Origin of the sequence: Paracidovorax wautersii (genome assembly GCF_900113035.1) — a bacterium.
Taxonomy (GTDB): Bacteria; Pseudomonadota; Gammaproteobacteria; order Burkholderiales; family Burkholderiaceae_C; genus Paracidovorax; species Paracidovorax wautersii.
This window is the reverse complement of record NZ_FONX01000006.1, coordinates 152,596-165,347: the sequence shown is the minus strand read 5'-3', so window position 1 is coordinate 165,347 and position 12,752 is coordinate 152,596. Positions and strand designations below refer to the sequence as shown.

Below are 12,752 nucleotides of genomic sequence, written 5' to 3'. Positions count from 1 at the left end.
ACGGCGGCGGTGGGGCGCCAGGCGGACCGAGATCTGCCGGCAACCTGCATGTGGGATCGCACATGGGGTCCATCAGCTCGACAGCCGTCCCTGCACTTCGACCCAGCACGCGAAGAGCGGTTGCCCGCCGATCACCACCGGCGGCGCCGCGCGGTGGGCGGCACAGCCGGCTCGCCGCAGCAGCCGTTCCACGCCGAGCGGAGACACCGTGATCAGGCGCTGGACGCCGTTGTCGGCCGCCAGACGCAGCACCTCGCGCAGCAGCTGCAGGGTGACCGGCGACGAGAACTGGCCCAGGGGATGGGCCCCCGCCTGCGCGAAATCCACGGCCGCGAAACGCGACAGTTCCCAGACGTCGGCGCGCCGCGGCGGCTCGACGCCCCCCATCAGCTGCGGGAACACCTCGCCGAGCAGATAGGGCTTGTCGGTCGGCATCAGGCGGGCGGTGCCGACCAGGCGGCCGTCGTACTCGCGGGCGGCCAGATAGATGGTGTCGGGGCGGTCGAACTGGTCCAGCTCCAGCCCCTCGCGGGCCGGAAGCTCCCATCCGAGCGTCTCGATGAACACCTTGTGCCGGTAACGCGCAATGCCCTCGAACAATTCCGGCGACAGGGACCTCGGGGTGCCTTCAATAATCTCCACATCGGCCTCCAGCAACGACTGACGAGCCGCCATTGCATCGTCAGCCCGCGCTTTGCGGTACTACCAACTGCTGGAGGACACTTATAGCGTGCAGCGCAACAGGACCTGCCGCGGGTTGTCGCGCCACGGCAGCGCGTCCACCACGGTGCCCAGGACTTCGAGATTGCGCCGCCAGGCGTAGTCGGCGCCATGCCGGTCGATCAACATGACGTTGCTGCGGGGCCAGCCCACGCGCGCCAGCCCGAGCACGCCCGGCGCGCACACCAGCCGCCAGTCCCAGCCGATGCTCAGGCACGGCGCGGCGCGGCTGAACCACTCGCTGTAGCCGCAGATCGCGGTCTGTGCGCCGCACCGCGCAATGTCCTGGGGGTCCTGTTCCAGCCGCGAAAGCATGTGCTCCAGCCGAAGGTCGAGCATGGCGTCCAGCGACAGCCGCACAAAGCCATCCGTGCTGGACAGCCAGGGACCTTCACCGTACGCGGGACCGTATTGCCATGTCATGTCGTCATCGTGCGCCTATGCCGCGGGCCGGGCGCTCCGCCGCGCGCACCCGACAGTTTCGGAGAGCGGCGGCGGCCCGTCAAACCGTCGCTGCGCTTCTCACGACAGCAGGCCCATCGCGAGCGCGCGAACGGCGGCGGTTGCCTTGTTGGGCGAATTCATCTTGAGGGTCGCGTTCTTGACGTGGTAGTTCACCGTATCGATGCTGATCGAGAGGATGAGCGCGATCTCCCCGGCGGTCTTGCCGTCGATGGTCCATTTGAGCACTTCCGTCTCCCGGGCCGTCAGGTCGGCGCCCGGCGGTCCGTACAGCCTGGGCTTGAAGTGGCGGCCCAGTGCCATGTGCGCGATGTTCACCAGCCAGGACATCTGCATCCGCTTGTCCGCCATCTCCGTGCCGGTGATCGGCTCGGACGAGCGCGACAGGCTGAGCATGCTCGTCACCCCGTACGCGTCCAGGCTCGACTGGCACCAGCCGTAGCGCAGGCCTGCGGACTGCGCCTCGGACCACAGCCCCGGGGTCGATGCGAAGACCTGTTCGCTCCAGACGAGCGGCACCTGGCTGCTGCGCCCGTGCAGCACCGTGGGGTCGACGCGCACGTAGCCCGCCTCGAGATACCGGTGCTGCCACACCGCGGGGTAGTCGTTGACCAGCATGACCTTCGGATCGGTCACCGGCAGGGGCACGCGCAGCCCGAACGCGCACCACTCGAAGCCCAGGCCCCTGGCGGCGAACGCGATATGGGCGAACACCTCGTCCTCGGCGCCGTCGGGGTCGATGGCCTGCATCAGGGATCCCGCCCAGTTCTCCATGGCTCTTCTCCCGCCCACCCTCCTTCCAGAGAATCCCCACGGCGGCGGGCGCACCGTGCATGGACATGGAACACACTGGTCTACCTTGTGGGCGGCCAACGACTCCCCGCCGCCAGCGGATATTGCTGTCGGCAGGCCGCCCGACACGCAGTGCCGGGCAACGCAACTACCGATTTTGCTGCGATTGCACGGAAATCGGGCAGGTTATTCCGGCGGACCGTCCCCTGGAGCGGGCAGACGCAGGCCACCGGACGGCAGCCGCTGGCGCTGTTCGGTCGTCCGGTGGGTTGCATGCGACGCTCCTCAGCGGCTGGCGCGCCCGGGCTCGCGCTGCAGCAGGGCCAATGCGCGGGCCACACCCAGCCGCGCGTCGCCTCTGCCGAGGCGCACGAGCGCCCGCTGCAACTCGGCGACGAGCGGGGCGTTCTGCGGCACGAGCGCGTTCCAGGACAGGTCGGCGGACTCCGCGCCGGCGAGCGCGCGCCGAGTGGGCGCCCGGGCCCCGAACACATCGATCGCGCCGTCGCCAAGCCGCACGTCGCGCTTCAGCTCGCGCAGCGCCTGTGTGGCGGCCAGGGCGTAGGGCTTGAGCGGATCCGCATCGGACCAGTCCTTCAATGCGGCGGGCCGCTGCAGCGGCCGTGGCGCAGGCTCGACGCGCGCGTAGAGCTCATGGCAGCGCTGCAGGTACCGGCGCTTGCGCAGCGCCACGGAGGGAGGATCGCCGGGCCGGGGCCGCAGCGCCTCGCGCAGCCGGCGTGCCGGGCCGTCCGCGGGGTTCCCTGGCGGGTCGGTGCTTGCTCTGGAGGCGGCAGAGGCGGGCCCCAGCCACCCCGGCCAGTCCCTCGGGGCGCCGTGCGCGATCGCCCTGCCCTCCCAGGCCTCGACGGGCGCGCTGCAGAAGGACCGGGCCGCCTGTCCAAGTCCCGCGGGGCCGAGGAAGACCAGGCTGAGATCGGCGCGGCCGTCGAGCCGGGGCGCCACGCCGAGGAACAAGTCGGCGCGGCGCGTCGAGAGCAGATAGCGCGCCAGCTCGTTGCGCCGGTCCCAGGGCTCGTTGGGATAGCCGAACCGGCGGAACAGATAGGCAAAAAGGTTGCCGTACTCCAGCTGCGTGCCCACGGTGGCCGCGAGCACGGGGTCGAAGGGGCGCGCGGCGCCATGCGCCGGGCGACGCACCGTCGCGAAGCTCAACACCTCAAAGGACCCCGCGCCGTCCGGGAGCGAGGCCAACTGCATTCGAAAGGACATGTCTGACACCTCCGCCTGCATCTTCCACGCCTCGCACCGGGCTTCAACCCCCGGCCGTGGCCAGCCGCAGGGCCCCGGGCTGGTCTGCCAGCCGGGGCGGTCGCGCAGTGTCGCGGGCGAAGGCGGCCGGCCGACCCCGGGGTAAGGCAGTGGGATGCGTGCAGGCGGATGCGTGCGGGCGGATGCGTGCGGGCGAAGCGATGGATGCAGCGGCGGCACCCAGGGGCCGCTGCGGTTGCCGGTGCCGCGCGCAGCGCCGGCGCGGCTGCGGCGGGTCGCGGCCGGATGGCAGGGCCGGGAGCGTGCGCTTCAGCTGTCGGCGCTGAAGCCGATGCTCTTGACGATCGGCTCCCACTTCTTCTGGGCATCGCGCAGCGCCTCCGTCAGTTGCGCAGGCGTGGACGGCGACACCTCCATCCCGAAGGACGCGAAGCTCTCCTCCACCTCCTTGGACGCCAGCGCGCGGTGCACGGCCGCATGGAGCTTCTGCACCGCGAACGCGGGTGCCCCGGCGGGCAGGTAGACGCCGTACCACTCCTGGAACACCATGTTCTTGAAGCCCTGCTCCACCAGCGTGGGCACCTTGGGCGTGAACCGGCTCCGTTCGGACCCGGTCGTCGCGAGGAGCCGCAGCCTGGGCTGGTTCAGGAAAGTGCCCAGCGGGCTGCAGAGCGCCGGAAGGTTGCCGCCGATCATGTCCGTGATCGCCGCGCCGGAGCCCTTGTAGCCGATGTGGGTGATCTCCACGCCCGCCGCCCTGCCGAGCGAGATGGCCGCGAAATGCAGCGTCGACCCCGTGGCGGGCGAGCCCATGCTGGCGCGGTCCGGGTGCGCCTTGTACCAGGCCATCAGGTCGTTCACCGTCCGCACCTGCTCCGGGACCGCGGGGCCGACCGCGATGCCGCAATCGAGGGTTGCGGCCATGGACACCGGCGCGAGATCCGCCGCCGGGTCATAGGGAAGCTTGCGGTAGGTGAACGGATAGACGCCGAGCATCGACATGGGGGTGACGAGAATGCTGGCGCCGTCGGGCGCCGCGGCCTTGACCGCGACCACGGCGAGCTGACCGCCCGCCCCGAGGCGGCTTTCCACCACGACGGCCGGCGCATAGTCGTTGACGAGCCGGTCCCCGATCTTGCGGGCAACGACATCCGTGGTCGTGCCCGGCGGAAAGCCCACGAGGATGCGCGCCAGTTCGGGCCCCGGCGCCGCGCGCAGCGGACCGGACGCGGCCAGCGCCATCGCAGCCGACCCGGCCTGCAGGATCCTTCTCCTCGAATACGCCATCGCTGTCTCCTTTGTCTCTTTTGTTGCGGGCCGGTGCGCGCGGGGCCGCCCAGTACCGTGTTCGCCAGGAGAGTAGCCAAGGCGGCAGCTTGCGTCCAATGCAATTTAAGCCGCCTAGCGTTGCAATCCTTGCAATAAGATGGAGGTGCCGCGCGCCAACGGCGCGGCAGCCGGCGACGAAGGCGGCCGGTCGGGCCAGGCCCGCGCTGAATACACGAAGGAGCCCCTCTTGGACCTGGCCGCATGCATCGCCGAACTCTTGAAGGCACCGACCCTGTCCGCCATGGCGGCGGCGGCCCAGGCACTGCCGGCGCCCACCGCCACGCGTGAAGAGGCCAAGGCTCTCTACGAGCGCCTGGCCGGGTGCATCGCAGCGAACGACCGCCGCGACGCCGTGGCGTCCACGTTGGCCCTGCTGCGCCTCGACGGCAGCACGTGGCTCGCGCGCATGCGCAAGGACGGCCTGTTGCGCGCTTCGCGCTATGGATACGACGGCGGCTGCCTGAAGAAGATCGTGGCGGCGGCGCTCGAACTGTCCGCGACCTCGCCGCTGCCGTCCGAGCAGGTCCAGTACCTGCAGTCCGTGCAGGCGCTGCTGGCGCTCGCCGGGCCCGCGAGGCAGATCCACCGGAGCATCGTCGACCGCCTGAAGGCGCGCCGAGGCGCGGCCCTCAAGACCCTGCTGGCGCTCGTCAACTCCTCGTTCTCCATCAACTGGCTGGGCAGCGAGCAGGCCGACGAGAGCCAGCCGCTGCGCTGGAGCGCCACCGAGCTCGCATCGGCGTTCTCCCGGCTCTACATGATCTCGCGGGACGGTCCCGGCATCGGCGCCCGGACGTGGACCTGGACCGACGACCACGCCGCATCGGCGCATGAGGGCGTCTATTCCAGCCTGCTGGTGGACGCCCTGAGGCTCAACGAGCTGATCGACGCGGAGGTCCTGCTCGATGGCCTTCCGTACAAGGCGCAAGCCACCCCCGCCGGGGTGCTGGTCTCGGCCATCGATCCCGAATTCGAACGATCCGTCCGGCTGGGCTACATCCAGGCCGACCAGCAGTTGCTGATACGCGCGGCCTCGTCCGAGCGGCACCTGGGCGGTGAGCAGCCGAAGCTGCCCTCGTTCCAGGACGCGCTGTCCGCGTTCTTCCAGGCCGGCCTGCTGGAGTTCGTTTCGCTCCGGACAGAGCCCGTAGAGCGGTTCGTGATCACGCTGCCAAGTCTTGCGCCGCTGATCGAGATCCTGAATGTCGACGGCCCGTTCCTGGAGGAGTTCCCTCTCCTCCAAGGCGCCCTGATCGACACCTTCCAGCCGCCCGGCAGCACCGACCTGCGGGTCAGCGGGCAGCTCTCCATCATGGACCTGCTCAAGGCGCAACGGCTGTTCAACCTCATCGACACCATGTTCCGCAAGAAGCTGGAAACGGTGGACGACCCAGTGAAGCGCAGGGTCCTGGGGCTTCGGTCCACCGTGATGGTCGCGCCACGCGCGGATCTGCTGCGGATGCTGCAGGTCGTGATGTCGCCAGAGAAGGCGCAGGAGCTGATCTCGCTGCTGTCGCTGCCGACGACGAACTCCGCGGCGGGCGCCAACGTGTACATCGACCTCCAGTACCGGCCGTTCGTGCACTCGCTGGACCCCAAGGGCGACTATATCGCCATTCCACCGGCGATCGTGGCCAAGTCCAACCTCGCGCGCAGCATCATGCACGCCAGCGGGATCAAGGGCGTGACCGCGGCGGCCGACGATCCGATGCAGGTGGCCGTGGCGACGGCGCTGCGGCAAGCGGGCTTTCTCGTGCGGGAGAGCTTCGACTTCAACATCAGCGGCAGGCGCGAGACCGACATCTTCTGCTACCGCGATGGCGTGCTCTTCGTCATCGAATGCAAGAACGCCTACCACCCGTGCTCGCCGCACGAGCTGCGCAACAGCTACGACCTGGTCCTGAAGGCAGAGGAGCAACTGGACCTCCGCGCCCTATGGCTCGCGGAACCCGGCAACCAGGCGCGGCTCTTCAAGGCGCTTGGCTGGGACGCCACCGCCCCGGCGCGCGTGCGCACCTGCGTGGTCACGGCCAACCGCGCCTTCAGCGGCTACCGCTGCGGCGCCCACCCGGTGCGACAGGCGCACGAGCTGATCAACTTGCTGGTGCGCGGCTACGTGGGAAGAGGTCCCGGAGAGCCGCCGCGCCGCTTCTGGCGCGCCGAGGCCTTCGAGGTCGACGACCTGCTCGACTACCTGGATGGGAAGTCCGTACTCCAGACGCAGCATGCCGCCATGGCCCCCGCAAGGCGCGGCATCGCCCTCAAGGACCGCCGGCTGGAGTTCGCGCAGTTCGTGATGAACCTGGAGGACATGGCCCGGCTCCTCGAGGAATCCTTCGACGCGGCCCAGGACCCCCAGGCACCGCAGGACGGCACCGAGGCGCCGGCCTCGGCGACCGCCGCGCCCTGAAGCGCCATGGCGGCCCACCGGATCTGGCGGACCCCGTGTCCCGCGAGTGAACCGCGCGGATGCCGGGAGCGCGCGGGCCTGGCGGCCATGCGCAACACAGGAGGCGACAGCGATGCCCATCAACCTGAAACAGCTCCACCACATGGTGCTGCTGTCCGAGGAACAGCACTTCGGGCGCGCGGCGGAGCGGGCCTTCCTGTCGGCCTCCGCGTTCAGCCGCAGCGTCGCCGCCCTCGAGGAGTCCGTGTCGATGCCCCTCTTCGACCGGCGGGCGAACGGGGTCCGGCTCACGATGGCAGGCGAGCGGGTGCTCGCCAGGGCCAAAAGGCTCCTGCTGAGCAGCGAGGAGCTGTCCGAGGAGCTGCGGCTCCTGCGCACGGGCGAGCTCGGCGACCTGGTCGTGGGCGCGGGCCCGCTGTCCGCGCCGGCGGTGGTGCTCCCCGCCATCGCCGCGTTCCAGCAAGCCCACCCGCGCGTCGGCGTGCGGCTGGACGTCGCGCACACCCGGGAGCTGCAAAGAAGGCTGATGGAGGAGCAACTCGACTTCTTCGTCGCCGATGTGCGCGAGCTCATCGACCATGAACGCTGCGCGGTCGAGCCGATCGGGCGCATGCGGCTCAGCCTGATGTGCCGCGAAGGCCATCCCCTGGCCGGCCGCGCGACCGTGACCCTCGGGGAGCTGCGGGCGCAGCGGCTCGCCTCCGTCCATATCCCCGCGATCCTGAGCGCCCGGCTGGCGAAGCTGATCGCCCGCGACGAGAAGGGAATGCTGCCGCTGGCCTTGGAATGCGAGAGCGTCATCGTCCTGCGCGAGTACGCGCTTCGGACCGATGCCGTCATCCTCGCCGCGCCGCAGGCCATGGGCGCGGAGCGCCCGGGCTGTGGGCTGTGCAGCCTCCAGGTGCGCGAGTTGTCGCAGCTGGAAGACCAGAACCCGCTTGCCGTGGCCATGGGGCTCGTCACGCTGAAGGACCGCACCCGGACCGCGTCCATGGACATGCTGATCGATGTCCTCCGTACCGGGGCTTCGGCGCGAGGCGGTCAAGCGACCCCCGGCCGCTCAGGGACCGCCAGCGCATCGCCGGCGGCCCGGCGGCCCTCGCGCCGCGACTAGGGCCGGTTCGCACGGACACGGCCCATCGGCGATCGGTGCGATGCACTGGAGAACTGCTGGCGCAGCGGTCGCACGCGCACTTGCTCGCGGGCGTAGGCGGGAAACGAACGGCGGCCCGTGCTATTTCAGCAGGTGCCCGCTGCGCGCCCGCACGACGACGTCGACCCGGTCGGAGGCGGCGGAGGGCGAGGCCGAGAAATTCGCGGTGAAGCCCCCGAGATCGACGCTGCCCATGTTGTTCATGGCGGCGAGTACGCCGCACGCGTCGACCATGCCCGCCGCGGAGGCGCGCTGCAGCGTGTCCACGCAGATGCGCGTCTTGATGGAGCCCACCAGCCCGAGAGCGAACTACGGGCTCGCGGAACCCGGGACGCGGATGACTGGAGGCCACAGTCCGACCGCGCAGTTCACACCCTGTCGCCCGCGAGGAATCCCGCCAGTTCGTCCACCAGCCGCCACCGCGCATGCTCCAGATGCAGAAGGTGCGTACCCCGGTCTATGGTCACGAGCCGCTTGTGCGGCGACCCGAGAGACTCAAAGAGGGCCGCGGCATCACCCTCGCTCGAGAGCTTGTCCTGCGCGCCTCGCACCAGAAGGAGGTCGTGGCGCAGCCGGGGTGCATCGAAGAGCTGTCCTCCCCGGAGCACCTGAAGCGCATCCACCTTTGGGCCCATGGGTGCGCGGAAGCCTTCGGCAGAGCTGCCACGCCCTTGGTCGGAATCCATCAGCGAGCTTTCCGCACACGCCAGCGCAGCGGGGTCTCGATACTCCGCCGCGTCGGCAGCGCCAATCTCCCAGTCCCATCCACGCCTCAGCGCACCACGCAACACGACGGTGTAGCCGCCAAGGCGGGGGTCGAGGTTTGGGGGGACCTTGCCGTCACCGACGTTCGCCGCGGCGCCAGCGGCGGGGCGCCAGACCGGCGCGTAGAGGGCCAGGCGGCGCACGCACCCCGGGGCCGCCAGCGTGAAGTTGGCGCTGCGAGCCGTGCCCCACGAATAGCCGATCAGGTCCACGCAGGCGACGTCCTCTTGCTTTCGCACGAACGCCACGACGTCGGCGAGGTCTGCGACCGCATCGGCCATGCAGCCCAGCGCAGGGCGGCTGTGCTGGGGCGGGACTTCCATGAAGGCCGGGCGGCTCGAACGGCCATAGCCACGAAGATCGAACAGATAGACACGCAGCCCCGCGTCCGCAAGCGCCTGCTGGAGCGAATAGCCGGGAACGTCCAGGATGGCCGACCCCGGCTGAAAGAAGCCGTGAACCAACACCGCGGGCACCGATCCGGGCTTGCCGCGCCTTCGGACAAACAGACACGCATCAGGATCCGAGGTGCTGGGGATGCGCCACTCCTCGGCATGGGTACAACCCTTCGACGGCATCGCTCGGCTACTCCGGCTGTACGCCCGCGAGCCTCATGGCTTCCGCGATCACAGGCCCCTCGCGCTCCACCGCCGCGCGGAACTCGGACGGCGAGTTGCCCAGCGCGCGCCATCCGAAGCCTTGGAGGAACTTCTGCGTCTCCGGCAGCTTCAGCGCCGCGACCGCGGCATCCCGAAGCCGGCTCACCACGGACACGGGAGTTCCGGCGGGTGCGGCCAGGCCCAGCCAGATCGGGACCGCGAAAGTCGGATCGGTGAAGCCCAGCTCGACGAAGGTGGGGACGTCGGGGATCAGCGGTGAACGCTGCGTGCCGGCGATGGCGGAAATGGTGGCAAGGCCCTTCTGCTGGATGTCCAAAGCCTGCGGAATGCTGGCGATCGTCATCTGGATATGTCCGCCCATGAGATCCTGCGCGGCGGGCGCACCTCCTTTGTAGGCGACGATGGTCAGGTTGCCGCGCGTCTGCCGGGCTAGCGCCGAGCCGATCAGGTGCGGGTAGCTCCCTGGGCCCCACGTGCCGTAGTTGAGCGCAGCACCGCCCGGGCCAATTTGCTTCAGCCCTGAGACACCCGCGTCGGTCCGCAAGATCAGCACAGGCGGTGTCAGCGCCAACTGGGTGACGAATGCGAAGTCCTTAAAGGGGTCGTAGGGCAGCTTCTTGAAGAGGTGAGGAACGTAGGTAAAGCTATCGGCCAGCGTCAGAAGCACCGTATGGCCGTCCGCTGGGGCCCGTGCAACCTCGGCGCTGCCAATGGTGCTGCTGGCTCCCGGCTTGTTGTCGACGATCACGGGCTGCTTGAGCATCTCCTGCATGCCCTTGGCAATCTGGCGGCCCGCAGCATCGACTGGTCCTCCCGCCGGGTAGGGAATCACGATGCGAACGGGCTTGACCGGAAAACCCGTCTGCGGCTGAGCTTGAACGCCGCACGCGCCAAACGCGAGCGCGGCGGCAATGAATCGAACGAACTGACGAAGCATGCGTGTCTCCTTGTTGTGGGCGAATCCACAGCCATCTTAGGAACGGCTCGGCGCGACGCCCAACGACGTGGGCCATAGAATCCATCGACGGCATCGATAACCCTGAAATTGACGCATGGCCCTCGACATTGACCTGCTGCGGGTGGTGCAAGCGCTGGCCCGGCATGGCAGCGTGACTGCCGCAGCAGCGAGCCTCAACCTGAGCCAATCGACGGTCAGCCATGCGCTGTCCCGGTTGCGCGCGCACTATGGCGACCCGCTGTTCGAGCGATCGGGAAACCAGTTGACGCGCACGCCGCTGGCAATCAAGCTTGCCACCGAGGCCGAGCGTCTGCTGCTCGACTTCGAGCGCGTCCAGAGACTGAGCGAGTCTTTCGATCCGCAGCGCTCCAGCCGGGTCTTCCGCATCCACATGATCGACGTGGCGGAACTTGTGTTCCTGCCCGGCCTGTTGCGGCGCATCGCCAACGAAGACTGGCGCATCGGACTGGAGATCGTGCGTGCAGGCGGCGAGGAGGTGTGGGCCGAGCTCGAGGCGGGCCGGATCGACCTCGTGATCGGCACGCCCAGCAAGGCCCATCCGAACCTCTATCGCCAACGGCTGCTGGAGCAGCAGTACGTCGGCATTGCGCGCAAATCCCATCCATTGCGCGCAGAGCTGCAGACGGTCAGCGGCTACCTGCGCAGCGCGCATTGTGTGGTCACGCCGCGCGGCCCGGCCATCGGACGCATCGAGGCCGCGCTGGCCGCTCTCTCGCCTTCCCGCCGAGTGCAGCTACAGGTTCCGGATTTTCTGTCCGTGCCCTCGCTCGTTGCGCAGTCCGACCTGGTGGCGGCCGTACCCGAGAGCCTTGTCGCCCTCCATCCGGATAGGCCGCGTCTGCACGTTTTCGCGCTGCCCATTGCCCAGCCCCGCTTCACCGTGGTTCAGCATTGGCATCGTCGGGTCCATGGCGACGGCGCGAACAAGTGGCTTCGCACGCTGCTGCGTCAGGTGGCGCCACAACTATTGGCATCCGGTCACTGAAGTCCGGGGACTTTCTACCTCGGTGATCGGCCGTCTCTGCAGTCGGACCCTTGCACGAGATTCACGCAGGGCTAGGCAGTCAGCGCCGAGGCGGCGGGATGCCGGCGTCACTTCAACAGGTGCCCGCTGCGCGACCGCACGACGATATCGACCCGGTCGGAGGCGGCGGAGGGCGAGGCCGAGAAATTCGCGGTGAAGCCCCCGAGATCGACGCTGCCCATGGTGTTCATGGCGGCGAGTACGCCGCGCGCGTCGACCATGCCCGCCGCGGAGGCGCGCCGCAGCGCGTCCACGCAGATGCGCGCGTTGATGTAGCCCTCCATCCCGGCGAAGGTCACCGCCTGTCCGCCGCCCGCGAAACGCTCCGCGTGCTCCTGCAGGTCCCGGGTCAACTGGATCGACGCGACCTCGGGGTTGGGAACGACCGAGGTGAAACCCACCACCCTGCCCGAGAACCCGGTCAGCAGCGAGTTCACGTTGCCCGCGGCGAAGGTCGTGACGAACAACGGCCACCGGTCGCTGGCTTCCTGGCTCAGCCTGGATACGAGTGCGAAGCCCTCCACGCCCATGTCCACGAACATCGCGTGGTACCTGCCCGAAGTGGCCTCGGAGCGGAAACGCGCCACCGATGCCGACGCGGAAGGGTCCACGTCGAGCACGGTCGATGCGATGCGCTGCCGCGCGAAGGCCTCCTGCAGCGCGGCCGCGCCCTCGGAGACGGGAAGCCGGTCGGTGACGATCACGACCTTGCTCGTGCCGAGCGCCAGCATCTGCTTGGTCAGCGCCTCCGCCTCCATCGCATAGGTCGCGCGCGTGCGGAACACATAAGGGTTGGCGTCCCGGCCGAGGGCTGCCGCCCCCGACATCGGGCCGATCAGCGCCACCTTCTCGGTGCGCGCCACCTGCGCGCCCGCCGCGCAGGCGGCATCGCCCACGCAGTTGAGCAACGCGACCGCCTTGTGCTGGGTGACCAGCTGGCGCAGGTTGTCGACGTGGCGGCGCGGGTCGCCTCCATCGTCCAAGGTGAGCAGCTTGAGCTGCCGCCCGCGGATGCCTCCCGAGGCGTTGACGAACTCGATGTAGGCCCGGGCGCCCGCACTGGCGCGCGCGGCACTGCCGTCGTCGGCGCTGCCCAGGGGCAGGGACTGGCCAATGACCAGCGGCTCGGCGGCGAAGGCCCAGCCGGCTGGTGCCAGCGCGAGCCAGGCCGCGGCGCGCAGCAGACGGCGCCGCGCCCATCCGGGGCGGGGCTTCGATCCAGGCTGCGCTGCGTCTCCCGAATGCACCAATGCATTTCCCATGGC

At 69.4% G+C, this 12,752-nt stretch carries 12 protein-coding genes; 3 read left to right on the top strand and 9 right to left on the bottom strand.

The window, feature by feature from the left end; genetic code table 11:
- Nucleotides 1-72: 72 nt before the first annotated feature.
- From BM070_RS11365 to BM070_RS11345, 5 genes are all read right to left on the bottom strand, one after another.
- Nucleotides 73-675: an acyl-homoserine-lactone synthase gene (locus tag BM070_RS11365; protein WP_092939581.1), complete on the bottom strand. Its 603-nt coding sequence runs from the start codon at nucleotides 673-675 to the stop codon at nucleotides 73-75.
- Between the two features lie 48 nt (nucleotides 676-723).
- The gene (locus BM070_RS11360; RefSeq protein WP_059400386.1) at nucleotides 724-1,143 is read right to left on the bottom strand and encodes a DUF4902 domain-containing protein; all 420 of its coding nucleotides are present in this window, start codon (nucleotides 1,141-1,143) and stop codon (nucleotides 724-726) included.
- Between the two features lie 99 nt (nucleotides 1,144-1,242).
- Nucleotides 1,243-1,956 (bottom strand): autoinducer binding domain-containing protein, encoded by a 714-nt coding sequence (locus tag BM070_RS11355; protein WP_059400385.1) that lies wholly within the window; start codon nucleotides 1,954-1,956, stop codon nucleotides 1,243-1,245.
- Between the two features lie 303 nt (nucleotides 1,957-2,259).
- Nucleotides 2,260-3,207, bottom strand: coding sequence for a hypothetical protein (locus BM070_RS11350; protein WP_139222805.1), 948 nt, complete (start codon nucleotides 3,205-3,207; stop codon nucleotides 2,260-2,262).
- Between the two features lie 309 nt (nucleotides 3,208-3,516).
- Nucleotides 3,517-4,494 carry a tripartite tricarboxylate transporter substrate-binding protein gene (locus BM070_RS11345; RefSeq protein WP_063840195.1) on the bottom strand — a complete coding sequence of 326 codons (978 nt, stop codon included), beginning with the start codon at nucleotides 4,492-4,494 and terminating at the stop codon, nucleotides 3,517-3,519.
- A 229-nt stretch (nucleotides 4,495-4,723) separates the two neighbouring features.
- Here BM070_RS11345 and BM070_RS11340 point away from each other — a divergent pair, with 229 nt between their 5' ends.
- Nucleotides 4,724-6,946, top strand: a complete 2,223-nt coding sequence (locus tag BM070_RS11340; protein ID WP_139222804.1) for an endonuclease — start codon at nucleotides 4,724-4,726, stop codon at nucleotides 6,944-6,946.
- 112 nt (nucleotides 6,947-7,058) lie between these two features.
- Nucleotides 7,059-8,060, top strand: a complete 1,002-nt coding sequence (locus BM070_RS11335) for a LysR family transcriptional regulator (protein WP_059400381.1) — start codon at nucleotides 7,059-7,061, stop codon at nucleotides 8,058-8,060.
- 120 nt (nucleotides 8,061-8,180) lie between these two features.
- Here BM070_RS11335 and BM070_RS11330 read toward each other — a convergent pair whose 3' ends face one another.
- From BM070_RS11330 to BM070_RS11320, 3 genes are all read right to left on the bottom strand, one after another.
- Complete coding sequence (locus BM070_RS11330) at nucleotides 8,181-8,393, bottom strand: hypothetical protein (protein ID WP_059400380.1); 213 nt, start codon at nucleotides 8,391-8,393, stop codon at nucleotides 8,181-8,183.
- 74 nt (nucleotides 8,394-8,467) lie between these two features.
- Entirely contained in the window at nucleotides 8,468-9,442 is a 975-nt protein-coding gene (locus BM070_RS11325; protein WP_082136771.1) for an alpha/beta fold hydrolase, read from the bottom strand.
- A 7-nt stretch (nucleotides 9,443-9,449) separates the two neighbouring features.
- Nucleotides 9,450-10,421 carry a Bug family tripartite tricarboxylate transporter substrate binding protein gene (locus tag BM070_RS11320; protein ID WP_059400378.1) on the bottom strand — a complete coding sequence of 324 codons (972 nt, stop codon included), beginning with the start codon at nucleotides 10,419-10,421 and terminating at the stop codon, nucleotides 9,450-9,452.
- A 115-nt stretch (nucleotides 10,422-10,536) separates the two neighbouring features.
- Between BM070_RS11320 and BM070_RS11315 the strand changes: the two genes are divergently transcribed.
- The gene (locus BM070_RS11315) at nucleotides 10,537-11,448 is read left to right on the top strand and encodes a LysR family transcriptional regulator (RefSeq protein ID WP_059400377.1); all 912 of its coding nucleotides are present in this window, start codon (nucleotides 10,537-10,539) and stop codon (nucleotides 11,446-11,448) included.
- Between the two features lie 107 nt (nucleotides 11,449-11,555).
- Here the strand turns inward: BM070_RS11315 and BM070_RS11310 are convergent, their stop codons facing one another.
- Complete coding sequence (locus BM070_RS11310; protein ID WP_059400376.1) at nucleotides 11,556-12,749, bottom strand: ABC transporter substrate-binding protein; 1,194 nt, start codon at nucleotides 12,747-12,749, stop codon at nucleotides 11,556-11,558.
- Nucleotides 12,750-12,752 lie beyond the last annotated feature (3 nt).

What these genes read in the sequence shown, in the direction of transcription:
- BM070_RS11365 (WP_092939581.1), bottom strand. Translation starts at nt 675, where the DNA reads ATGGCGGCTCGTCAGTCGTTGCTGGAGGCCGATGTGGAGATTATTGAA.
- BM070_RS11360 (WP_059400386.1), bottom strand. Translation starts at nt 1,143, where the DNA reads ATGACATGGCAATACGGTCCCGCGTACGGTGAAGGTCCCTGGCTGTCC.
- BM070_RS11355 (WP_059400385.1), bottom strand. Translation starts at nt 1,956, where the DNA reads ATGGAGAACTGGGCGGGATCCCTGATGCAGGCCATCGACCCCGACGGC.
- BM070_RS11350 (WP_139222805.1), bottom strand. Translation starts at nt 3,207, where the DNA reads ATGTCCTTTCGAATGCAGTTGGCCTCGCTCCCGGACGGCGCGGGGTCC.
- BM070_RS11345 (WP_063840195.1), bottom strand. Translation starts at nt 4,494, where the DNA reads ATGGCGTATTCGAGGAGAAGGATCCTGCAGGCCGGGTCGGCTGCGATG.
- BM070_RS11335 (WP_059400381.1), top strand. Translation starts at nt 7,059, where the DNA reads ATGCCCATCAACCTGAAACAGCTCCACCACATGGTGCTGCTGTCCGAG.
- BM070_RS11325 (WP_082136771.1), bottom strand. Translation starts at nt 9,442, where the DNA reads ATGCCGTCGAAGGGTTGTACCCATGCCGAGGAGTGGCGCATCCCCAGC.
- BM070_RS11320 (WP_059400378.1), bottom strand. Translation starts at nt 10,421, where the DNA reads ATGCTTCGTCAGTTCGTTCGATTCATTGCCGCCGCGCTCGCGTTTGGC.
- BM070_RS11315 (WP_059400377.1), top strand. Translation starts at nt 10,537, where the DNA reads ATGGCCCTCGACATTGACCTGCTGCGGGTGGTGCAAGCGCTGGCCCGG.
- BM070_RS11310 (WP_059400376.1), bottom strand. Translation starts at nt 12,749, where the DNA reads ATGGGAAATGCATTGGTGCATTCGGGAGACGCAGCGCAGCCTGGATCG.